We start from the raw sequence: 21927 nt of genomic DNA, 5'->3' as shown, positions 1-21927 counted from the left end.
TTTTTTTCGGTGTTAAAGAGGGCTTCGCCGTTAAGCCGATTTATGCGATTTATTGGATTTGACTTTTTTAAGTTAGTAGAGTCTAAACAAGAAAATAGTTCCTTTTATGCTTTCAATTAAAACTGTAGTCGGCCTGTTATTAATCTGTCTTTGTTTTAATTCAATTGCATCAGCTCAAACCCAAACCGGGAGCATCAACGGCACCATAACCGCCGCAGATGACAAACCCTTATCAGGCGCGACCATCAGTATTATGGGGGTGGCCAGAACGCAAAGCGATAAAAACGGCGCATTCACATTGCCTGCCGTTCCCGAAGGAACCGTGAGCCTGCAGATCACCAATATCGGCAAAATCCGTATCAATACGCAGGTAACCGTGAAGGCAGGGCTAACCACTCAGGTAAATTACGCCATGGACGACGACGTAAAAGCACTGAAGGAGGTCACCATCGGCAGCAAAAGCATCTATTTGAAATTTACCGACATTGCCAACCTGCCGGCAGCTCTTTCCAATACCGCTTTTGTTACCGACGACAGATATATTTATGCTGTAAACGGTCGCGTAAGTACCGGAGCGCTTGACAAGGCCGTTTTGAAATACGACCCTGCTTCTAACACATGGTCGGTCCTTACGCAGCGGCTGACACCCAAAATGGATGTTTCGGCAGCGTACGCGCCATCCACCAACAAAATCTATGTTATCGGCGGGCTCAATACCTCGAACGAGATCAATCAAAGTACCGAAAGCGTAGACGTGGGTACCGGCGAAGTAAAAAAAATTAAAGTGACCAATCCCATGCCCTCTATGGCCGGCGGCAGCGCGGTTTGGGATAACCAAATATACTTTTTTGGCGGCAGCCGTTTCAGGCTGGAAACGAAACCGCTGGAAGGTATAGTTTCAACAGGCGCATCTTATAACTCGCTATACCGGTTCGATCCGGAAACGGAAAAGCTTACCGAGCTAGCCGACATGCCCTACGCGGCGGAAATTTCGGGCGCTATAGTCGATGGCCTGCTATATACTTTTGGCGGTTACGACCCTTTTCAGCATAAAGCGTTCAATTTCATTTCGGCTTACAACATCGCTACCAACACCTGGCAATCCCTTGGGAAACTGCCTGTGAATGTATCCGCTACAGATGTTGCTGTATTCGGCAACAAGATATTTATCGTCGGCAATTATGATGATGACACCTTCCTCGGTTATTATGATACCAGCAATAATACCTTTACCAAGGTAAAATCCAACCTTAAACCTCGCAAACACGCTGCCGCCGGCATTATACAGGGGCGGTACCTGGTGGCCTTCGGCGGCGCATCGCGTATTACCAACAGATACGTAAGCGCACAGATGATCGATCTGCAAAGCGTTTTTGGGGAATAAGTCTGAACCCGGATTTTTAACTTTTTGATTGTTTTTTTCGGTGTTAAAGAGGGCTTCGCCGTTAAGCGGATTTATGCGATTTTACGATTTTGATTTGCAGACGTGAACCGGGATTGAGCCGATTTATGCGATTTTTTGGATTTTGATTTGCTTCATTGAAATCAAAATCCAATCGTCACTTGCAAATCAAAAATCGTATTGCCACCATGCAAATCAAAATCCTGAGAATCTGTCAAATCCGCTTAATCCCGGTTCTCAGCCACTTCCTCACCGGCTCATCATATAATTTCAACGCCGTATAAGCCAACAGGATAAAGAAGAAGAACAATCCAACTGCTACCATGATGACGGTGTTGGGCGCAGGTTTGGTTTTGATGATCCAAAAGGTGTACACGTATATAAAGGGGTAATGCATAATGTAAATGGGGTATGAAATATCGCCCGAGAATTTGCACAGCGTCGCCCAGCGGCCGGCAATCTGCCCCCCTGCCCCTGCCGCCACGATAAGCGGGAAGAAGATGATGATGCACAGCGCGTCGAAATACCCATTCCAGCTATAGTAAGGGAAGAAGAATAAAGCCGCCAATAGCAAAGAACAAAGGGTGTATGCCATAGGTACGCGGATGAGTTTCCCGGTGCGGAATAATAGTAAACCGGCAAAGAAGGGGAACATCATACGCACGGGCGCAACCCATATGTTGGGGTAGCCTTGCGAGCCTTTGCCATAGAACCAATCAGCAATAAAGGCTGATTTTATTTTCATGTAACCCCAGCCGGTGCCCAAATCGCCATGATCTACCGACACCACAGTGAGCACCACGGCACTGATGATAACCAGCACCCATAGGCCCGTTTTGCTTAGCTTGCGACCCACTATAGCATACAGGAAGTTGGCCAGGTATTCCTGGAAAAGGCTCCAGCAGGGCCCATCCAATGGATGGGTTTCGCCCCAGCCGCGTACGTCTGTGGTAGCAGGGAGCAGCGTAAGCCCGAATAATATCACCGCCACGAACTTGCCGATATCGACGATTTGCATATCCTTATACGGGTCGAACCAGAAACAGATGGCCCCTACTATGGTCCCCAATATCACCAGGGGATGCAGGCGTATGAGCCTTATCTTGAAGAATTGCCCAACAGTCATGCCCTTGGCCCAGCGATCATCATAGGCGTAGCCCACCACGAAGCCCGATAGCAGGTAAAAAAAATCTACCGCGAGGTAGCCGTGATGCATGGGGTGAGTAGCCGGTTCGCCGAAGTAGGCTTCCATCAGGTGGAAAATCACTACTAAAAGCGCGGCGGTACCGCGCAGGCCATCCAGTATAGGGTAATGGGGTTTGCTCATGAAGGTTTAAAATAATCGGTTCGGGCTACAAGATAAGTTTAGATGTGCAGATGTGCAAATGATGGATATGCAGATGATGATAAAGCGCTTTGAAGAATACTAACAAATGCTTAAATTTATAAGCATAAAATTCTGATAACCTGCATTAAAAGCTTAACTTTATGGCAACCCTACACGATCATCATATGGCTTCTTACCACTTCTCCGAGAAGATTATTATCAACAAGCCCGCCGAAGTGATTTTTGACTACACGCAAGACTACGGCAAACGGCTGGATTGGGATACTTTTTTGAAACAGGCAGAATTGATAAACGGTGCCACCGAACCGGATAAAGGCGTGAAAGCCTGGTGCGTAGCGCGTAATGGCTTCGGTATGGAAACCCGTTACGTTACCTACAGCCGCCCCCGCACCACCGCCGTAAAAATGACGAAGGGCCCTTATATGTTCCAAACTTTCGCCGGCTCATGGACGTTCAGCACCGTTGAGGCAGACAAATCTAAAGTTACGTTCTTTTACACTTACCGGCTGCGTTTCCCTTTTACACTGCTGGGTATATTTATCAAAAGCAATTTGCGCAATAATGTAAGGCAACGCTTGCGCGATCTGAAGAAATGCGTCGAAGTGGCCTGATTTGAATCCTGCACCGCACTTCAGACTTTGACTTATAAGCCCGACACCAACCCTATTTGTTCCGGGCCAGCATCCGGCTCATTATTTTTTTGAATATACTTCTCCAGTGCCGCTTTTAAGCGGAAATAGCGTTGCTTCTCGAATAACGCCAGCTTGGGTTTTACGTCGTCCAGCATTTCCACGGCCTCGGCCAGGTATTGCCTCAGTTGCTCTGTGTCGTTTGTATGTTCCATAACCGGGTAATTTATCGTCAAAAATAATAAACGCAAAGCTAAAATACTAATATTTTTAGCTTTTATACCAATTGAGAACCCAATCTATATTTAGATAAGACACGCTGCGTACAGCATTGTTTTGGACGAAAAACAAAAAGGCCGGCAACTTTGCAGCCACCAGCCCTTCGAACTATTAAACAAAACTGATCTGAAATTTATTATGCGCAAAGTTTCTCGGCCAGTACCAGCCCGCTCTTTTTTATGGGCACGGGTTCATCTGCTTTAACAACCTTCGGCTTGCCAACCGAATATTTGCTCAGGTTCACCAACAGCACGCTCAGCAAAATGATAACCAGGCCTATTACCTGCATCCAGCTGATGATCTCACCCGCGAATAACACGCCCAGCAGCACCGCAATAACCGGGTTTACGTACGAGTGCGTACTCACCTGCGTGGCCGGCCGCACTTGCAGCAGCCAAACGTAGGCGCTGAATGCCGCTATCGACCCAAAGAAAATGAGGTACAGCACGGCCATCCAGGCTTGAAACGGCACCGCGCTGATGTGGAAAGTGGCGTATTCGTTATCGATAAACCCCGCGGGGATAAAAGCCAGGCCTGCCGCCATCATTTGCCAGCCGGTATTTACTCTTGCAGGTGCGCCGGTTGCCGTCTTTTTCGAGTACAACGAGCCGCCCGACCAGGCAATAGGACCTACGATCAACAGCAAGAGGCCGATAAGGTGCTGGGTATCGATACCTCCCGCAATCGATTTGGAGAATGCTTCGCCAAATAGCAGCAACACGCCGCCGAAACCGACAATAAGCCCCCAGATAGTGCTGCGGCTTTTAAGGTTAATACCCCAGTTGGCCTTATCTAATACCACGAACCAGATAGGGTTTGCCGATACCATAATGGCCACCATAGCGCTGGGAAGGAATTTTTCTACCCATATCACAATGCCGTTGGCTACAAAAAGGGTAAACAGGCCGCTTACGCCCGATGCCTTGATGGTTGCCTTATCAAATATCTTATCGCCTTTTAAATAACACCAGGTAAGCAGCAAAATGCCCGCTGCTATAAAGCGCATGGCACCCATTATCATGGGCGGTACGCCATGCAGGGCCATTTGTATAAAGAAGTATGTAGAACCCCACACCACGTACACCGCAGCAAATGCAATTACTACTAATAAGGTGGAGGGTTTACCGGTTGCTTTCGTTTCCATTGTATGTTGTTTTATATATGTATTGTGAGGCCTCACCCCAACCCCTCTCCAAAGGAGAGGGACTTTAAAATTCTTACTACCCTCTCCTTTGGAGAGGGCAGGGTGAGGCGTAATTCATTACCTGATGATATCTATCAAATGGTTACCCCCGTAATAATCCAGCCGCCCAAAGCAATACTTCTGCCGCCATGCATCCAGGCTCCATACGTATGAGGGTGCGGTAGCCAGCACGAAGCTGGCGGCACTAACTGTAAATACCGAGTAATTGAGCGGCGCCTCTATCCCAAATGATATCGCCATAGAAACAGCGAAACTCAGGCTTAGCAAACCGCTGCCCAGCGCGGCGTATCGTGTAAACAGACCGAGGATAAGCAGCAGGCCAATAATTATTTCGAGCGAGGTTGCCATTACGGCTAAAGGTGCTACAAATGCATCGGGTAAAAAACCCATTACTTGCTTACTATAATCCATAAAGTGTTGCCAGTCGCCCCAGCCCACATGCGGCTGGCCATGCGCGCCAATAATGCCCAGCCTATCGGCCGATGCCCAGAGGTAGCTGGCAGCGATGGCTATCCTGAGAAAAACGGAAGGGGCTTTAAAATTTCCGGAGAGTTGCATGATGTGATTTGTTTTAATGATATAAAATTACGTACTTGGTGGACTATACACATAGTCCACAATTAACAATCCACATAGTCCAGATGGAATTATTAGAAAGCCTTGTTTGCGTTGATAAAAACCTACCCACGCCGGTGTACCTGCAGGTGGCCAATGATGTGATATGCTCTATCCGTAAGGGCATCTTAAAACCGGGGGCAGCACTGCCGGGCAGCAGGGTGCTGGCGCAGTCGTTGAATCTGCATCGCAAAACCGTGGTGGCGGCTTATGATGAGCTGTATGCCCAAAGCTGGGTAGACGTGTTACCGCGAAAAGGCATCTTCGTGGCCAAAAACCTGCCCAACGTTGCGCCGAGGGCATTGGTTGCTACCCCGCCGCGCACAGGTTTTTCGCAGGAAACCTTATATGAGGTTGATGATGCCCGCGTTATTTGCCAGGATATGTTTGTTGCCCCGCCCGATGGAAACCTGGTGTTTAACAATGGCTCGCCTGATACCCGCATTGCCCCGCTGGAACTGATGATACGCGAGTACCGCCGGCTGGCATCGCATAAATTCAATACCAAATACCTGATGTATGGCCCCGAGCAAGGCTCCGAGAACTTACGGACAGAACTGGCCAAATTCTTTTCGGAAACACGGGGACTGCACGTAAGTCCCGATAATATCATCATTACCAAAGGCGTGCAGATGGCCCTATATATTATAGCGCAGGTATTATTGAATAAAGGCGATACCGTTATCGTTGGCGACCCGGGCTACAGCATGGCCAACGAGGTATTTACCCAGGCCGGTGCGGTAATAGCCCCGGTGCCGGTAGATGAGTTCGGCATAAACCTGAACGCGGTGGAGGCCCTCTGCAAAAAGCAAAAGATACGCATGTTGTTCGTGATACCGCACCACCACCAGCCTACTACGGTAACCCTGTGCTCGGAAAGGCGCATGCGTCTGCTTGAGCTGGCCAAAACCTACAAATTTGCTATTGTGGAAGATGATTATGACTACGATTTCCATTACTCCAGCAGCCCTATTTTGCCGCTGGCCAGTGCCGATGATTACGGCAGCGTGATATACGTAGGCTCCTTTTGTAAAACCATCGCATCGGGCCTGCGGATAGGCTTTATGATAGCCCCGCAAAACCTCATTAAGCAAGCTACCCGCCTGCGCCGGCTAATAGACCGGCAGGGCGAGCAGCTTTTGGAAGAAGCCATGGCCAACCTGCTCAAAAACGGCGATATAGGCCGCCACCTAAAAAAAGCCAACAAGCTTTACCAGGAACGCCGCGACGTACTTTGCCGCCTACTGCAGGAGAAACTGGGCGACCAGGTAGCCTTCACTATCCCCAACGGCGGTTTTGCCGTTTGGATGGAATACAAAAACGGCGTTGACCGACTGTTAGTGACCCAAAAAGCTGCCGAAATGGGCCTCACCATCGGCAGCGGCTGCGAGTACCACCACGACCCATTGGTGCGCCACAACTTCGTACGGCTGGGCTTCGCCTCCATGAACGTAAAGGAACTGGAAGAGGCAGTAGATATTTTAGCGAGGGCGGTGAAAAAGGCGGCGGCGGTGAGTGGCAGGAATAATATCGAATGATGAATTTCGAATATCCAATATCGAAGTGAACTTCGGCTTTGTGGCTTTTACTTCATCATTCGATATTGGATATTCGGTGTTCTTTACTTAACTGCTTAAAAAGCCTCACCTAAATCCTCTCCAAGGGAGAGGACTTTAAGCCCCTCTCCTTTGGAGAGGGGTTTGGGGTGAGGCTACGCTACGGTGTCCCCACCGTAGCTCCCATGTTTTTTTAACATAATCCGCCGCTTTTCCCCTATAATTCCCTATTATTGACGACTAATTTAATCTACATTAATGTCATTCAATTACCGGCGGGTTATTATCAAGGTAGGATCCAACGTTATTACCAGGGCCGATGGCTTCCCGGATACGGAACGCATAGCTCATTTGGTAGACCAGATTGCCGCCATTAAAAAACAGGGCAAGCAGGTAATTCTGGTTTCCTCGGGTGCAGTGGCATCCGGCCGCAGCCTTATTACCGTGAGCGATAAGAACGATGCCGTGGCTACGCGCCAGCTGCTGGCCTCCATTGGTCAGGTAAAACTTATCAACACCTACTCGCAGCTGTTCGACAAATTCGGTATCCTTTGCTCGCAGGTACTGGTTACCAAGGAAGATTTCCGCGACAGGCTGCACTACCTCAATATGCGCAACTGCCTCGAAATACTGCTGCAGCACGAGGTTATCCCCGTAGTGAACGAGAACGACGTGGTATCGGTAACGGAACTTATGTTTACCGATAACGACGAACTGGCCGGCCTCATCGCCTCCATGCTGAATGCCGAGGCACTCATCATCCTGAGCAACGTAGACGGCATTTACGATGGCGACCCCAAACTCCCCGGCTCGGCAGTAATACAAGAAGTTACCGGCGACATCGATTTCTCATCCTTCGTGAGTACGGGCCGCTCGCAGTTCGGTCGTGGGGGTATGATCACCAAATCTACCATGGCGCAAAAAACGGCGCAACTGGGCATAGCGGTGCACATCGCCAACGGCACCAAAGATGATATCTTAACCGATGTATTAGCCAACAAGGCAATCCATACACGCTTCGTGCCCACCAAAAAAGCTTCGGGCAAAAAGAAATGGATAGCCCACTCCGAAAACGCCGCCACCGGCGCAGTACAGGTAAACGAGGGCGCTAAAACCGTGCTTATCTCCAGCAAAGCCTCCAGCCTGCTGCCGGTAGGTATTGTTAAGGTGCTGGCCGATTTCAAGAAAGGTGAAATCATCAAAATAGTTGATGAAGGCAATAAATTGATAGGCCTCGGCCTGGCCGAGTACGGTGCCGAAAAGGCCCGCGAGTTTACCGGCAAAAAAAACCAGCGTGCGCTGGTACATTATGATTATCTTTATTTACAGGGATAGAAATGGGATACACACAATACTTTGATAATGCCGTAAAGGCGGGCCGCAACCTTAGCCTTGCCCCTGCCGCCATAGATGCCGTGCTGCTGGATGTGGCCGAAGCCGCCGTAGCGCAAACCGATTACCTGCTGCAGGAAAACCAGAAAGACCTGGACCGCATGGATCCGGCAGACCCAAAATACGACCGCCTGAAGCTCACCGCCGCACGCATACAGGATATTGCGAACGATATCAAGAGCGTAGCCGGATTGGCTAGTCCGCTGGGTGGGGTGCTGTCTGATAAAACTATGCCGAATGGCCTGCACATTACCAAGGTACGCGTACCGCTGGGTGTGGTAGGCGTAATATACGAGGCAAGGCCAAACGTTACATTCGATGTATTTACGCTATGCTTTAAAACCGGCAACATCAGCGTATTAAAAGGCGGCAGCGATGCCGATTACTCTAACCGGGCCATCATCAGCATTATCCATAGCATATTATCGAAGCACAATATCGATGTAAATACAGCTACCCTACTGCCTGTGGAACGCGAAGCTACGGAGGCCCTGCTCAACGCCGTTGGCCACGTAGACGTGCTGATACCGAGAGGCAGCCAGTCGCTCATCAACCATGTGCGCAACAGCGCCAAAGTGCCGGTCATAGAAACCGGCGCTGGCATCGTACATACCTATTTAGATGAAACCGGCGATTTAGAAAAAGCCACCGCTATTGTAGATAACGCCAAAACCCGCCGCGTAAGCGTCTGCAACGCGCTGGACTGTTTGATTATCCACACCACCCGCCTACCGGAGCTTAGCACATTAGCCAAGCCATTAGCCGAAAAGGGCGTGGAGATATTTGCGGATGCCCCTTCCTACGCCGTTTTGAAGGACACCTACCCTGCCGCTCTTCTGCACGCTGCACAGCCCGAACACTTCGGTACCGAGTTTTTATCCATGAAGATGGCTATTAAAACCGTGAGCAGCCTGGATGAAGCGTTGGAGCACATTGCCATCAACAGTTCCAAGCATAGCGAAGCTATCGTATCTGAAGATGCTGCCCATATCGAAACCTTCCTGAACCGGGTGGATGCCGCAGCGGTGTATGTTAACACCTCCACCGCCTTCACTGATGGTGCACAATTCGGCCTCGGAGCCGAAATTGGCATCAGCACCCAAAAACTACATGCCCGCGGGCCGATGGGCTTGGAAGAACTGACGAGTTATAAATGGGTGGTGAGAGGTGATGGGCAGGTGAGGAAGTAATAAGGGACTAAAGGCTTGCTGCGATAAATACATTTAATTCCTCAGCTATAGCTATTATTTTTTGAGGGGTATTGAGGCTTTTTTGAAGGTCCTCTAACTTTAAATTATTCGCTCGGCTTTTAAAAATAAATGTCTTGAATGCGTATCCACTGGCAATCGCATTGAAGTCATCCGGCCCTTGGTTTTTAATTTCTTCTGTAAATGAATCTATTGCGTTTTTTAGCAGCGGAAACATGGCTTGAAGTTTTTCAGACCAATTTTTAAGTTTGGCTAAAAATGCGGCGGCATCTCCGTCATCTACAAAAGATAGCTTCTCCAATTGTTTGTTGATTGCGTCGAAATCCATGTTTTGCCAATCCTTAGCCTGCAGCACCGCCGTTTGCCAAACTTTCCGTTCGCTTTTCCAATAGTCCTCTTTCGCTTTAACCTGGTGAACAATAAAACCGGGCAGTTCTATTGCCGTTAAATATCCACCATGGCAGGCTCCGGTGTCAATTCCGTAAGTATTATTTTTCACAACCGGATAGTCGCCAACAACACGATGCCCATAAATAACAGGCTTAGCGCCGTCATAGCGATCGTTCCAATGCGCATCCGGCCCATAAATTTTTTCTAAATACCTTTCTCCTGATGTTGACCCGCAAAGTACCTCCGGCTTTTGCTGCGGCAATGTCTTACCGTTTTCCAAAGCGGCGTGAACCATAATGGCATCATTGGTTTCATAATAATAAGCCAATGTGTTAAGCCATTCGATAAATGCTTTATATTCCTCGCCAAATTGCAGTTTAACAATATCCTGCGCATAGGTAAGCACTCCGTTAATATGTTTCCGTTCGTGATTACCTATCAGCACCACCGAATTTGGGCGGTTACGAAAATACTCGTAAACATCTTTGGACTTATTCCCACGGTCAACAATATCACCTACGGAAATGAGTAAATCATTTTCGGTTAGCCCCACTTTTTCCGTGAGGGCTATCAATTCATCAAAACAACCGTGTATATCCCCCACAACAAAAGTTTTTGACATGCGACTAATTATTAAAAAACAGTTTCGAGTTCACCCGTATTAATCTCTCGCAGCCCACCCCGCAAAAGGTTTCACTGTAGCACAATTAGGCATCCCGTTTTTCCCGGTGCCGGGTACTGTGGTTGAGAGTTCTTTTCCGCTTTCCACCTGCTCCCAGGTTATACCCGTCAACGGTATTTTAAGCCTGCCGCTCCAGCCTCCTCCGCCTGCGTATGAGCCGATATCCAGGTAAATAAATCTGCCGCCAACCGGCCCCTGTACGAAGGGTCCACGAAAATCCGGCGCGGCAAGCGTTTGCGGCGTGCCTTTGATTTCTACAGAAAAGCTAAATTGCAGGTCGCCGCCCCGTGATGGCTGCACCTGTACGGGTTCGTAATTTGAGCCGGAGCCTTTTTGCAGGGAATAAACCGTGTTTAGCGGTGGTTTCTCGAGTGTGACGTGGAGGGCGATGGTATCGGGGTTTGTGGCCATATAAGTGCTGGATAATTTGGCTATGGAGCGGATGTTTTAAACTTGCCAATAAAGGTATAAAATTAACGTATGTAATTATTATCGCGCCGAATTTCACCTAAAAGGGTTACCTTTCCTCATTCCCCTTATTAATATGAAACCGAACCTGAATTAAACCCGCATGAAAAAATTCCTAAAAATAACCCTCCGCGTAGTTCTCGGCTTCATCGCATTTGTGGCGTTGTACCTGTTCTCGGCATGGAGCTTATCCAAAATAACTATTTCGGCAGAGCCGGTAACCACGCAGGATGTCACCATCTATATACTCACCAACGGCGTGCATACCGATATCGTAGTGCCCGTGAGGAACGAACAGATAGACTGGAGCAAGGAACTTAAATTCGAGAACACCGTAGGCAAAGATACCGTGGCCAGCTATGTAGGCATGGGCTGGGGCGATAAAGGCTTTTACCTCAACACCCCTACCTGGGCCGATTTGAAATTCAGCACGGCATTCAAAGCGGCGTTTGCGTTAAGCACTTCGGCCATGCACGTTACTTATCATAAGGAGCTGGTAGAAAGCGCTACCTGTAAGAAAATAATCATCAGCAAAGCGCAATACGCCCGGTTGATCACTTACGTTACCGAAAGCTTCAAGACCGACAGCGCGGGGCATTTTATCAACATCAAAACCAACGCCAACTACAGCAAGGAAGATGCCTTTTACGAAGCCCACCGCAAGTACAACCTCTTTTTCACCTGCAATACCTGGGCAAACAATGCGCTCAAAAGCTGCGGCCAAAAAGCCTGCTTATGGACACCGGCAGATACCCCGATATTTGATAAGTATAAATAAGATATAATTAAAACGTCATGCTGAAATTTTTTCAGCACCCCATCATAAAAGTGTGCGATTGCATAGTTCGTTACCTGCCGTGTGGGGTACCGAAACAAGTTCGGCATGACGTTGTCTTTTTTTTGTGGAGCTTATTACACCGCAATACTATCAATGGCGTTTTCCAGTGCGTGTTCACCCACGCCGGGTACTTTGAGGCCTTCTGCGCGGTAAACGGTAAGGTCCGTCATGCCCAGGAAACCCAGCAGGCCACGGAGGTAGGGTTCTATAAAGTCGTAAGCTTTCATCGGTCCCTCTGAATAGATACCGCCGGATGATATGGCCACATACACCTTTTTGCCTTTCACTAGTCCTTTCGGGCCGTTTTCTGAGTAGCTGAAGGTTTTGTTGGCGCGGCAAATATGGTCTATCCAGGTCTTAAGGGTAGATGGTATCTGGAAATTGTACACAGGTGCATCTATCACGATAGCATCAGCATCCATCAATTCAGCAATGGCTTCGTCGGAATGCTTGATGGCTTCCGCCAGCTCGGGCGAGTGCTGTTCTGCCGGTGTAAAGAACGAGGTGACGTGCACCTCTTCCAGGTGTGGAAAGGGATTGTGGGCAAGGTCTTTCGTGATCAGGGTACTGCCGGGGTTTGCGGCTTGAAGTTTTTCTGCGATAGCGTCTCCAAGTTTCTTGCTGACAGATTCGGTGCCGCGTGGGCTGGTAATCAAATGTAATATTTTCATGTGCTTATGTTTTAAATGTGAAGCAAACCTATGTACATTCGCTATGAAAAAGATACTACTATCCCAAAGGATAGCGGTATCCTTTGGGATAGTTAGCACCTTTGCAATATGCAACAGACAAGAAAACTCAGCAACGAGGCATGCAAATCGGCCATGGGTTCGGTTAAGGATGCCCTGTATGTTTTGAACGGCAAATGGAAGTTGCCGCTCATCATAGCCCTGCGCGAGGGACCGCGCCGTTTCAACGAAATACAGAAAGAACTGGGCGAAATTACCCCCAAGGTACTTTCCAAGGAACTGCGCGAGATGGAGTTGAACGAATTTGTGGTGCGCAAGGTGTACCACACCGTCCCTGTAACCGTAATTTACGAGCTTACGCCCTACAGCGATTCGGTAGGCCCTATTATAGAAGCATTGAAAGAATGGGGCGAGCAGCATCGCGAACGTATCGTAAAGCACCGCAAGGAAGAGTTGGTGATTAGAGATTAGAGGCAGAATGTGCGACATAACACTTAAAAAAACGCCCCTCTGTTTTTCTTAAATAAAAAGATACCCTATATTACAGCAGATTAGTACTGCTATTTTTTTCTATGCCAACTTCACAAACAACCTCAATAAACACCTGCATAAGTTGCGGTGGCAAACTCAGCTTCGATTTTAAAACCAATAGTAATAAATGTGAGTATTGCGGCAACGAATTCCCGGTAATTACTGCACAACCTACAGAAAACGAGCACGAAGTGGAAATAGCCACAAGCTATATACCCTTTTATTTCGCGGAAGATATATTTAAAGAAAAAGTGCAAAAATGGTTAACCGAAGGCGACTATACCCCTACGGATATGCTGTCTTCCGGCGTTAAGTACCATTTTAGAAAAAAATATATTCCTGTTTGTTTTTTTTCCGGTGAATATTTCGGCAAATACACCACGCTTGCTCTTGATGATACCATCATTACCGAAAACATACCGATAAGTGGTAAGTATGAGTTTGTGCAATATGCCGGTTTAGGAACAGCGGTTGAACAAAAAATATTAGAAGATTTTTTACCCCAAATTAATTTAAAAGATGCCATCCCGTCTTCTGACGATGAAATTCCGATTAGCCATACGCGAGATAGCGAAAGCATGTGGGAAGAATTAGGAGTTTTGCGCGCAGCCCAACAAGTATATCAAAAACTAACTGTTCAGGATGCCGCTAAAAAATACAAGCACTATCTAACTTATCAAAACCGTAAATCGAGTTTACTGTATATACCATTTATATACATGCCCTACCAATACAGCTATGAAAAAGAAGAGTATGAGATTTTCATGAATGGTAGAACCGGCGAATTATTCGGGACTAAACCGGTATCGAGATTGATAGCACCGCCAACCCGAACTTCTATATTTACTAAATACCTTTTAATTGGCCTTGGCCTGTGGTTTTTCCTCCTTATACTTCGTGCAGCCTTTCGTGCCACAATTGGGCCCGATACCCAATACAACAATTTACTGATAAGCCCTCCCGCAGAACTGTATTGGCTAATACGGGGGGCTTTTTTCCTACTGGTGTTGCCATCGGCAATGGCTATCATTTTTTTCCCATATTTCAAAAATATGTATTTCAAAAAGTTGCTATTTACCCGCAAGCAAATACTCGAAAGGATATTGACTGGCAGGGCGCCGTCGCCATTCGCCTAATGGTTTTTACCCTTGCCTGACCTGGCTTATCACCAATATCCGCCGTAAAGCCTTATCTTTGCGCCCAATATGAGTAAGCACGGAAGGATATTGGTAGCGATGAGCGGCGGAGTTGATAGTTCGGTAGCGGCAGTAATGCTGCACGAGCAGGGCTACGAGGTGATAGGCCTTACCATGAAAACATGGGATTACGCCTCTTCCGGCGGCAGTTCCAAAGAAACCGGCTGCTGCAGTTTGGATAGCATCAATGATGCCCGCGCTTTGGCCGTTGGCTACGGTTTCCCGCATTATATACTGGATATCCGCAACGAGTTCGGTGATTTCGTTATCGATAACTTTGTTGACGAATACCTGGCCGGTCGTACCCCTAACCCATGCGTGCTATGCAACACCCACATCAAATGGGAGGCTTTATTGAAACGTGCCGATAAACTGGATTGCGAATTCATAGCAACCGGCCATTACGCCAACATCCGCCAGCAGGATAGCGGGCGTTACGTAATATCAAAAGGCAAAGACGAAAACAAGGACCAATCGTACGTACTATGGGGCGTTTCGCAAAAAAACCTGGCGCGTACACAATTCCCTTTAGGCAGTTTCTCTAAGCCCGAAATACGCCAGATGGCCGTAGATATGGGCCAACTGGAACTGGCGGGCAAAAGCGAAAGCTACGAAATATGCTTCGTGCCCGATAACGATTACCGCGCTTTCCTGCGCCATAAGGTGGAAGACCTGGACGAGCGCGTAGGCCCCGGCAATTTCGTGTTGACCGATGGCAGCATCGTGGGCAAGCATCAGGGTTATCCGTTCTATACCATCGGCCAGCGCAAGGGCCTGGGCATTGCTTTGGGCAAACCTATGTTCGTTACTAAAATAGACCCGGTTACCAATACCGTAATTTTGGGTACCATAGAAGAACTGGAAAAGAAAGAAGCCTGGGTACGCAACCTTAACCTGGTGAAATACGAAAGCATCCCCGAGCCGATTGACGCTGTCACCAAAATACGCTACAAAGATGCGGGTACCGAAAGCAAGATCGTTCAAATTGGCGACCATATGAAAGTATCGTTCGATCATATGGTATCGGGAATAGCCCCGGGCCAATCAGCAGTCTTTTACGAAGGGAATGACCTTTTGGGTGGTGGATTTTTGTTGTAAGATGTTGTTGTAAAGTTGAAAGGTTTGAAGGTTGAAAAGTTGAGGAAATAAGCGACTTAAATTCACTATAACTTTAAGGCTTTTCGGCCGAAGAAACTAACGTTTCAACCTTTCAACTTTCCAACCTTTCAACAACAAAAACCAACGTTCCAACTTTCCAACCATATAATAATTTGCGTTTCTACCGCATTTTATGTTTTCTTTGCAAAAACAACCCTGTTAAATGGCTAAAAATTTACTCATAGTTGAATCTCCGGCGAAAGCCAAAACCATCGAAGGATACCTGGGCAAGGATTTTACCGTAAAATCGAGCTACGGCCACATTCGCGACCTGGTGAAGTCTGAAGACGCCATCGATATTAAGAACAACTTCGAGCAAAAATACGAAGTACCTGCTGATAAGAAGCAGGTAGTGAGCGAATTGAAGAAATTAGCCAAGGAGGCCGACATGGTTTGGCTAGCGTCCGATGAGGACCGTGAGGGGGAAGCCATATCCTGGCACCTGTTCGATACGCTGAACTTGAAGGATGCCACCACTAAACGCATTGTTTTCCACGAGATAACCAAGCCCGCCATTTTACGCGCCATTGATAATCCGCGCAAAATAGACTACAATTTGGTGAATGCCCAGCAGGCACGCCGCGTTTTAGACCGATTGGTGGGTTTCGAGCTATCGCCCGTGTTGTGGAAAAAAGTAAAACCGTCGCTTTCTGCCGGGCGCGTGCAATCTGTTGCCGTGCGCCTGATTGTAGACCGCGAACGCGAGGTAAATAAATTCAAATCAGAAGCCGCTTTTAAGATAGTAGCCATATTCGGCAAGGGTAAAAATGTCTTTAAAGCCGAACTGGCAGAACGCTTTACCCAACAAGGCGACGCCGAAAAGTTTTTGCAGGATTGCGCAAAGGCCATCTTCGACATCAAATCGCTGGAGACCAGGCCGACAAAACGTTCGCCTGCGGCACCGTTTACTACCTCTACACTGCAGCAGGAAGCCAGCCGTAAGCTGGGTTATTCGGTTGCGCGTACCATGCAGGTGGCGCAGCGCCTGTACGAAGCGGGGCATATTACTTATATGCGTACCGACTCGCTTAACCTGTCAGACACCGCAATCGCAGCAGCAGCAAGCGAAATCGTATCGGCCTGGGGCGATAAGTACCACCAGAGCCGCAAGTACAAAACCAAGAACGCCAGCGCGCAGGAGGCCCACGAAGCCATCCGCCCTACGTACTTTAACAACCATACCATTAACGGCGAATCGGGTGAGAAACGCCTTTACGAATTGATATGGAAACGCGCCATCGCATCGCAGATGAGCGAAGCGCAGTTTGAGAAAACGGTTGCCAAAATAGGCATCTCTACCCGCAAAGAAGATTTGACAGCCAATGGCGAGGTGATGAAATTCGACGGCTTTTTGAAGGTTTACCTGGAAAGCAACGACGATGAAGACGATAATCAAACCGCCGACGGCGAAAACGCCATACTGCCACCGTTGACCAAAGGCCAGGTACTGGACTTGCAGGAAATGACGGCTACCGAACGTTTCAGTCGCCCCCCTGCCCGCTACACCGAGGCGAGTTTGGTAAAGAAATTGGAAGAGCTGGGCATAGGCCGGCCATCTACCTACGCCCCTACCATCTCCACCATCCAGAACCGCGGCTACGTGGTGAAGGAAGAACGCGACGGCCGCGTACGCAACTTCAGAGTGCTTACGCTGAAGAACGAAAACATTACCAAAGAAGAGAAAAGCGAGAACACCGGTGCCGAGCGCGGCAAGCTGTTCCCTACCGATATTGGCGCCGTGGTGAACGATTTTTTGGTGCAGCATTTCCAGGGTATTGTAGATTTTAACTTTACGGCCAGCGTAGAGAAACAGTTTGACGAGATTGCGCAGGGCCTGCAGGACTGGACCAAGATGATCCGCTCTTTTTACGACCCTTTCCATAAAGACGTACAAAGCACCATAGAAACGGCCGACAAAGCCACCGGCGAGCGCGAATTGGGCGTACACCCCGAGAGCGGAAAAAAAATGTCGGTACGCATAGGCCGCTACGGCCCATTTGTACAAGTGGGCGAAAACGCAAGCGACGAAAACGAAGAAAAACCGCTATACGCAAGCCTGCGCACTGGCCAAAGCATCGAAACCATATCGCTGGAGGAAGCGCTCGAATTATTTAAGCTACCTAAGGTAGTTGGCGAATTTGAAGGCAAACCGATGAAGGTTGCCATTGGCCGTTTCGGCCCATACATCAGCCACAACAGCGCGTTCGTATCGTTGCCTAAGGAGATAGATCCGCTGGACGTTACCGAGGAGCAAGCGATAGAATTAATCGAAGCCAAGCGCAAAAAAGACGCTGAAAAATTGATAAAATCATTCCCAGAGGACGAAACCGTAAAGGTTTTGAACGGCCGCTGGGGGCCTTATATAGAATTCGGCAAGCTGAACGTTAAGATACCTAAGGACAAAGAGCCACTATCTTTAACGTTTGAAGAATGTAAGGCCCTGGCTGATGCTATGCCTAAGGATGCCAAGAAAGGGCGCTTTGGCAAGGCCGCGGCACCTGCAGCAAAGGCGGCACCGGCAAAAAAGAAAGCCCCGGCAAAGAAAGCAGCGGCGAAGAAAGCAGCGGCGAAGAAAGCAGCGGCGAAGAAAAAGTAATTTGTTTTAAAGTTTTAAAGTTGGAAAGTTGAAAGGTTAAATAACGAAAAGCAACTTTTCAACCTTACAACGTTCCAACTTTACAACAATAGACATGATAAAAGACCTCCCCCAAAACGTAGTAAAAGATATAGGCATTGCTGTTGCCCTCGAGAGCGAAACGCCCGAGAGCAAAATATGGTACGTTTACCTCATCAACAAGAAAGATGTGCCGCTGGAGACCGTGCTGATTACCTCTAAAGGCTATGGCGAAAAAAATGGCGAGCAGGTAAAAACTTCTATTTTACGCCATGCATTCCCACTGATACCTCCGCAGTCCTATAAGCTGATTGAACCGATAGACGAAGCCACATTCGGCCTCAGCAACGAGTACTGGCTCAGCTTCTACATCGGCAAGGATATTTTCGATAAAAAATTCATCTTCCTGCCGGAAAGTATCGTAGATGGTAACTTCATCAAGCTACCCTTGGTAAATAAGCCGGGGGTGATGATTCTATAAGTTAAGATCGCGCATCAACTGCATGCTATCCTTTAAATCGCCATAAAGTTTTTTATAGATGGGGAATATTTGCCCGTAGGTATGGTGCCTTTGCGCATCGGGCTCAACCGTGGCGCTTTTGGAGGTTTCTGTGTCGAGGATATCCTGTACATCTATCCCAAGTGCTTGCATGGCCAGGTATATGGCTCCCATGGCAGATGAATCGCCGCCTTGCAGTAGTACCAGTTTCTTGCCGGTAATATCGGCCAGTATCTGCACCCATACCGGCGAATTGATAAAGCCTCCGCTCACCACTATCTCTTTCACCGGCTCGGCAGACGATGCTTCAACGGCGTTCAGCACGTCGTACAGGGCAAAGCAGATGCCCTCTAAGGCGGCGCGCATAAAGTGTTGCTGCTGGTGCTTGAAATTAATGCCCAAAAACGCCGCGGAGCTTTTGGCATCCCAAACCGGGGCTCGTTCGGCGTACAGGTAGGGTAAAAAGATAAGCCCGTCGCTGCCGGCGTTCACGGTATCTATCTTATCGAATAGCATCGCGTAATTTTCGTCGGTAATACTTAGTTTCAAAAAACTTTTGATGAGCCAATCAACCGCCGCGCCGCCGTTATTTACTGCCCCGCCACAGATAAATGTATTGGCGTTCAGCAGGTAATTGAAGGTCATGGCTTGATAATTATACGCAGGTTGGATACTCCCTACCCTAACCGCGCCGCTGGTACCAATAGTAAGCGCCGCTACGCCCGGGCGCACGGCATTACCGCCTAAATTGGCGCAGCAGCCATCGCTGGCACCAATAACAAAGGCAGTTTGCGCATCAACGCCCTGTGCCAAAACGTTCGCTGCATCTATATAACGGACATGCCCGGTACTTACCGGTTGCGACAACCGGTCGCGATCAACCCCAGCAAGGCTTAGCGAACCCTCGTACCAATCTAACAGCAATATATCCAGCAAGCCCGTAGCCGAGGCAATAGAGTGATCCACCTCGAATACGCCGAAAAGCCTGTACCATATATATTCTTTGATGGAGATGAACTTATGGGCCTCTGCAAACAACGCGGGTTGGTTTTGGCGCAGCCATATTAGCTTGCACAGTGGCGACATAGCGTAGATTGCCGTCCCCGTATTGCGGTAAATTATCTCACCATCGGCACTACCCCGAATGGCCCGGGCAATATCGCCGCTACGGGTATCGGCCCAAAGCATTGCGTTAGCTAAGGGCTTGCCCTTGCTGTCTACCGGCATAATGCTGTGCATAGCCGCGCTGAAGCTAACCGCTGCAGGTGCCGCGCCCATTTGGCCGGTTATATCCTTGAGGCATAGCAGAAATGCGTCCCATATTTGTGTGGCATCCTGCTCGCTGATGCCGGGTTGAGGGCTATAAGCGGAGTAATGCTTTTGTGCAGTGCAAAGGGTTTTGCCCGCCTCATCCACAGCCACGGCTTTGGTACTTCCTGTACCTAAATCAATCCCTATGAAGTATTTTTGCATAAGTTGCAAACAGATAATGGCCTAAAGTAAATACTGGCTAAGTTATTGCATTAAGTATTCCACATTAGCATTATTTGTCAACATTTTGAGAATTAACGGTAAAACGCGGGCACACTTACAAATTAATTACTCTACATTTAAAAAAACACCCCGTAGGGTAATTAGTGTATTGGCCAGTTTTATAAATATTTGAGAATGAATTTAATTACCCAAAATTCGTTAGTAAGATATTTTTTTACCGTTTTTTGATTTAAAAGCACCATATTTATAGCAGAAACACGATAATATCGGCATGAAGAAAACACTATTAATTGTTGATGACGATTTGAGTATATTGAAACTGCTCAGCTTTATCTTAAGCAAAGACTACGAAATAGTTGTTAAGAACAATGGTATAGAGGCCTTTAGCTGGCTGGAAGACGGCAACCTGCCCAAACTGATCATATCTGACTTGCAGATGCCGTATTTCGATGGTCAATCTTTTATCAAAAACGTAAAAATAAGTGGCTTTTACCGCAATATACCGGTTATCATGTTATCGGCAGCTTACGACCTGGAAGAGCAGGTAGCCAATATGCCCTTCAAGGTAGAAGCCTACATCCACAAGCCATTCAATCCAACAACCTTAAAAACAGCCATTAACCAAGCCCTACAAGTTTATGACGCGTCAGACAGCAACTGATTGGAACGAAAATTCGGGTTCGCAAATCAGGATAGCCTACGCAGGGCTGGAACTGAAGGACCTTATTGTTAACGACCTAAGCGGTAACTTCCGGATTTCGTTCAGCGACACACTTAAAGACCTGGACGATTACCTGGGCGACCAATCTATCCTCACCGTCCCCGAAATTATTTTGGTAGAGGTAGATAAGGATGAGAAATGCTTCGAAATGGTAGAGCAGTTAAGGGATAACTTCTTGTTGAACGGGCTCATCATCGTGATGCTATCTACCCGTGCCGATAAAAAATTGGTACAATTGGCCATGAAGCTGAAGCTGCATGATTTTTACACCTATCCTTTCTCTACATCAGATTTGCGCGAACGCCTCAACTTTTTGGTGAGATTTAAGCTTATAAAACCAAAGCTGCTGGAGCTATCTAAGGAAGTAGATACCACCTACAAGATGCCTCCGGGCAAGCGCTTTCTGGATTTATTCATCTCGATATGCATGCTTATTTGCCTGTCGCCGGTGATGTTGCTGGTAGCCATTGCTATAAAATTCGATTCGAAAGGGCCCATATTTTACAAGAGCAAGCGCGTAGGCACGGGCTATAAAGTGTTCGATTTTTATAAATTCCGCTCGATGCGCACCGATGCCGACCAACTTTTGGCGCAAATGGCTGTTACTAACAACCAGTACGCTGCCGAAGAAGCGGGCACTACAAAGTCGGCCTTCGTGAAAATAAAGAATGATCCGCGCGTAACCAAGCTGGGCAATTTTCTGCGTAACAGCAGTTTAGATGAGTTACCGCAGTTGTTCAACATCCTGCGTGGAGATATGTCTGTAGTGGGTAACCGGCCCTTGCCGGTTTATGAGGCTGAGATGCTAACCTCCAACGAGTGGTCGATGCGTTTTTTGGGCCCGGCAGGCTTAACCGGCCTTTGGCAGATAAGCAAACGCGGAAAAGAAGATATGAGCGAACGCGAACGAAAAAAACTGGATAATTTTTATGCGCAGAAGTACTCATTTTGGCTGGATGTTAAAATCATCCTGGGTACGATACCTGCTATGTTTCAAAAAGAGAAAGTTTAATC

The 21927-nt window shown here is 47.9% G+C and carries 21 protein-coding genes; 13 read left to right on the top strand and 8 right to left on the bottom strand.

Translation table 11 applies throughout. From position 1 onward, the window contains the following. The first annotated feature begins 106 nt into the window (after positions 1-106). The gene (locus AC1DXC_RS20490) at positions 107-1384 is read left to right on the top strand and encodes a Kelch repeat-containing protein (protein WP_477461048.1); all 1278 of its coding nucleotides are present in this window, start codon (positions 107-109) and stop codon (positions 1382-1384) included. A 232-nt stretch (positions 1385-1616) separates the two neighbouring features. Here AC1DXC_RS20490 and AC1DXC_RS20485 read toward each other — a convergent pair whose 3' ends face one another. Beyond that, complete coding sequence (locus AC1DXC_RS20485; protein WP_477461047.1) at positions 1617-2729, bottom strand: acyltransferase family protein; 1113 nt, start codon at positions 2727-2729, stop codon at positions 1617-1619. Positions 2730-2890: 161 nt separating this feature from the next. On the opposite strand from AC1DXC_RS20485, the gene AC1DXC_RS20480 reads away from it, so the two are divergent. After that, entirely contained in the window at positions 2891-3361 is a 471-nt protein-coding gene (locus AC1DXC_RS20480) for a type II toxin-antitoxin system RatA family toxin (protein WP_477461046.1), read from the top strand. A gap of 32 nt (positions 3362-3393) precedes the next feature. Here AC1DXC_RS20480 and AC1DXC_RS20475 read toward each other — a convergent pair whose 3' ends face one another. From AC1DXC_RS20475 to AC1DXC_RS20465, 3 genes are all read right to left on the bottom strand, one after another. Beyond that, positions 3394-3594 carry a hypothetical protein gene (locus AC1DXC_RS20475; protein WP_477461045.1) on the bottom strand — a complete coding sequence of 67 codons (201 nt, stop codon included), beginning with the start codon at positions 3592-3594 and terminating at the stop codon, positions 3394-3396. Between the two features lie 200 nt (positions 3595-3794). Beyond that, the gene (locus AC1DXC_RS20470) at positions 3795-4802 is read right to left on the bottom strand and encodes an EamA family transporter (protein ID WP_477461044.1); all 1008 of its coding nucleotides are present in this window, start codon (positions 4800-4802) and stop codon (positions 3795-3797) included. A gap of 117 nt (positions 4803-4919) precedes the next feature. Further along, positions 4920-5420: a DoxX family membrane protein gene (locus AC1DXC_RS20465; protein ID WP_477461043.1), complete on the bottom strand. Its 501-nt coding sequence runs from the start codon at positions 5418-5420 to the stop codon at positions 4920-4922. A gap of 83 nt (positions 5421-5503) precedes the next feature. On the opposite strand from AC1DXC_RS20465, the gene pdxR reads away from it, so the two are divergent. From pdxR to AC1DXC_RS20450, 3 genes are all read left to right on the top strand, one after another. Next, entirely contained in the window at positions 5504-7015 is a 1512-nt protein-coding gene (gene pdxR, locus AC1DXC_RS20460) for a MocR-like pyridoxine biosynthesis transcription factor PdxR (RefSeq protein WP_477461042.1), read from the top strand. Between the two features lie 276 nt (positions 7016-7291). Continuing rightward, a complete protein-coding gene (gene proB, locus AC1DXC_RS20455) occupies positions 7292-8368 on the top strand; it encodes a glutamate 5-kinase (RefSeq protein WP_477461041.1) in 1077 nt (358 codons plus the stop codon). A 2-nt stretch (positions 8369-8370) separates the two neighbouring features. Further along, positions 8371-9615, top strand: a complete 1245-nt coding sequence (locus tag AC1DXC_RS20450; RefSeq protein WP_477461040.1) for a glutamate-5-semialdehyde dehydrogenase — start codon at positions 8371-8373, stop codon at positions 9613-9615. A 7-nt stretch (positions 9616-9622) separates the two neighbouring features. Here AC1DXC_RS20450 and AC1DXC_RS20445 read toward each other — a convergent pair whose 3' ends face one another. Continuing rightward, complete coding sequence (locus AC1DXC_RS20445) at positions 9623-10645, bottom strand: metallophosphoesterase (RefSeq protein WP_477461039.1); 1023 nt, start codon at positions 10643-10645, stop codon at positions 9623-9625. 39 nt (positions 10646-10684) lie between these two features. Continuing rightward, positions 10685-11116 (bottom strand): DUF5990 family protein, encoded by a 432-nt coding sequence (locus tag AC1DXC_RS20440; protein WP_477461038.1) that lies wholly within the window; start codon positions 11114-11116, stop codon positions 10685-10687. 160 nt (positions 11117-11276) lie between these two features. Here AC1DXC_RS20440 and AC1DXC_RS20435 point away from each other — a divergent pair, with 160 nt between their 5' ends. Next, a complete protein-coding gene (locus tag AC1DXC_RS20435; protein WP_477461037.1) occupies positions 11277-11951 on the top strand; it encodes a TIGR02117 family protein in 675 nt (224 codons plus the stop codon). Positions 11952-12085: 134 nt separating this feature from the next. Here AC1DXC_RS20435 and AC1DXC_RS20430 read toward each other — a convergent pair whose 3' ends face one another. Then, entirely contained in the window at positions 12086-12682 is a 597-nt protein-coding gene (locus AC1DXC_RS20430; RefSeq protein WP_477461036.1) for an FMN-dependent NADH-azoreductase, read from the bottom strand. A gap of 108 nt (positions 12683-12790) precedes the next feature. On the opposite strand from AC1DXC_RS20430, the gene AC1DXC_RS20425 reads away from it, so the two are divergent. From AC1DXC_RS20425 to AC1DXC_RS20405, 5 genes are all read left to right on the top strand, one after another. Beyond that, on the top strand, positions 12791-13171 hold the full coding sequence (locus AC1DXC_RS20425) for a winged helix-turn-helix transcriptional regulator (RefSeq protein WP_477461035.1): 381 nt from the start codon (positions 12791-12793) through the stop codon (positions 13169-13171). A 101-nt stretch (positions 13172-13272) separates the two neighbouring features. After that, positions 13273-14367 carry a TFIIB-type zinc ribbon-containing protein gene (locus tag AC1DXC_RS20420; RefSeq protein WP_477461034.1) on the top strand — a complete coding sequence of 365 codons (1095 nt, stop codon included), beginning with the start codon at positions 13273-13275 and terminating at the stop codon, positions 14365-14367. Between the two features lie 69 nt (positions 14368-14436). Further along, positions 14437-15525, top strand: coding sequence for a tRNA 2-thiouridine(34) synthase MnmA (gene mnmA, locus AC1DXC_RS20415; protein ID WP_477461033.1), 1089 nt, complete (start codon positions 14437-14439; stop codon positions 15523-15525). A 223-nt stretch (positions 15526-15748) separates the two neighbouring features. Then, positions 15749-18181 (top strand): type I DNA topoisomerase, encoded by a 2433-nt coding sequence (gene topA / locus AC1DXC_RS20410; RefSeq protein WP_477461032.1) that lies wholly within the window; start codon positions 15749-15751, stop codon positions 18179-18181. Positions 18182-18275: 94 nt separating this feature from the next. Next, on the top strand, positions 18276-18680 hold the full coding sequence (locus AC1DXC_RS20405; protein ID WP_477461031.1) for a hypothetical protein: 405 nt from the start codon (positions 18276-18278) through the stop codon (positions 18678-18680). Here AC1DXC_RS20405 and AC1DXC_RS20400 read toward each other — a convergent pair. Further along, positions 18675-20171: a gluconokinase gene (locus AC1DXC_RS20400; RefSeq protein WP_477461030.1), complete on the bottom strand. Its 1497-nt coding sequence runs from the start codon at positions 20169-20171 to the stop codon at positions 18675-18677. The two genes, AC1DXC_RS20405 and AC1DXC_RS20400, sit on opposite strands and share 6 nt — an antisense overlap. 292 nt (positions 20172-20463) lie before the next feature. Between AC1DXC_RS20400 and AC1DXC_RS20395 the strand changes: the two genes are divergently transcribed. Together AC1DXC_RS20395 and AC1DXC_RS20390 are read left to right on the top strand one after the other, a co-directional pair. Next, complete coding sequence (locus AC1DXC_RS20395; protein WP_477461029.1) at positions 20464-20853, top strand: response regulator; 390 nt, start codon at positions 20464-20466, stop codon at positions 20851-20853. Further along, entirely contained in the window at positions 20831-21925 is a 1095-nt protein-coding gene (locus AC1DXC_RS20390; protein ID WP_477461028.1) for a sugar transferase, read from the top strand. The genes AC1DXC_RS20395 and AC1DXC_RS20390 overlap by 23 nt, the downstream gene beginning before the upstream one ends. The last annotated feature ends 2 nt before the right edge of the window (positions 21926-21927 follow it).

This window comes from Mucilaginibacter sp. P2_D11, assembly GCF_056404435.1.
The sequence above is the reverse complement of the archived record's forward strand: the minus strand, read 5'-3'. Positions and strand labels throughout refer to the sequence as shown.

Excerpts from the sequence above, each read along its gene's own strand:
- AC1DXC_RS20490 (WP_477461048.1), top strand. The coding sequence starts at position 107 with ATGCTTTCAATTAAAACTGTAGTCGGCCTGTTATTAATCTGTCTTTGT.
- AC1DXC_RS20485 (WP_477461047.1), bottom strand. The coding sequence starts at position 2,729 with ATGAGCAAACCCCATTACCCTATACTGGATGGCCTGCGCGGTACCGCC.
- AC1DXC_RS20480 (WP_477461046.1), top strand. The coding sequence starts at position 2,891 with ATGGCAACCCTACACGATCATCATATGGCTTCTTACCACTTCTCCGAG.
- AC1DXC_RS20475 (WP_477461045.1), bottom strand. The coding sequence starts at position 3,594 with ATGGAACATACAAACGACACAGAGCAACTGAGGCAATACCTGGCCGAG.
- AC1DXC_RS20470 (WP_477461044.1), bottom strand. The coding sequence starts at position 4,802 with ATGGAAACGAAAGCAACCGGTAAACCCTCCACCTTATTAGTAGTAATT.
- AC1DXC_RS20465 (WP_477461043.1), bottom strand. The coding sequence starts at position 5,420 with ATGCAACTCTCCGGAAATTTTAAAGCCCCTTCCGTTTTTCTCAGGATA.
- pdxR (WP_477461042.1), top strand. The coding sequence starts at position 5,504 with ATGGAATTATTAGAAAGCCTTGTTTGCGTTGATAAAAACCTACCCACG.
- proB (WP_477461041.1), top strand. The coding sequence starts at position 7,292 with ATGTCATTCAATTACCGGCGGGTTATTATCAAGGTAGGATCCAACGTT.
- AC1DXC_RS20450 (WP_477461040.1), top strand. The coding sequence starts at position 8,371 with ATGGGATACACACAATACTTTGATAATGCCGTAAAGGCGGGCCGCAAC.
- AC1DXC_RS20445 (WP_477461039.1), bottom strand. The coding sequence starts at position 10,645 with ATGTCAAAAACTTTTGTTGTGGGGGATATACACGGTTGTTTTGATGAA.
- AC1DXC_RS20440 (WP_477461038.1), bottom strand. The coding sequence starts at position 11,116 with ATGGCCACAAACCCCGATACCATCGCCCTCCACGTCACACTCGAGAAA.
- AC1DXC_RS20435 (WP_477461037.1), top strand. The coding sequence starts at position 11,277 with ATGAAAAAATTCCTAAAAATAACCCTCCGCGTAGTTCTCGGCTTCATC.
- AC1DXC_RS20430 (WP_477461036.1), bottom strand. The coding sequence starts at position 12,682 with ATGAAAATATTACATTTGATTACCAGCCCACGCGGCACCGAATCTGTC.
- AC1DXC_RS20425 (WP_477461035.1), top strand. The coding sequence starts at position 12,791 with ATGCAACAGACAAGAAAACTCAGCAACGAGGCATGCAAATCGGCCATG.
- AC1DXC_RS20420 (WP_477461034.1), top strand. The coding sequence starts at position 13,273 with ATGCCAACTTCACAAACAACCTCAATAAACACCTGCATAAGTTGCGGT.
- mnmA (WP_477461033.1), top strand. The coding sequence starts at position 14,437 with ATGAGTAAGCACGGAAGGATATTGGTAGCGATGAGCGGCGGAGTTGAT.
- topA (WP_477461032.1), top strand. The coding sequence starts at position 15,749 with ATGGCTAAAAATTTACTCATAGTTGAATCTCCGGCGAAAGCCAAAACC.
- AC1DXC_RS20405 (WP_477461031.1), top strand. The coding sequence starts at position 18,276 with ATGATAAAAGACCTCCCCCAAAACGTAGTAAAAGATATAGGCATTGCT.
- AC1DXC_RS20400 (WP_477461030.1), bottom strand. The coding sequence starts at position 20,171 with ATGCAAAAATACTTCATAGGGATTGATTTAGGTACAGGAAGTACCAAA.
- AC1DXC_RS20395 (WP_477461029.1), top strand. The coding sequence starts at position 20,464 with ATGAAGAAAACACTATTAATTGTTGATGACGATTTGAGTATATTGAAA.
- AC1DXC_RS20390 (WP_477461028.1), top strand. The coding sequence starts at position 20,831 with ATGACGCGTCAGACAGCAACTGATTGGAACGAAAATTCGGGTTCGCAA.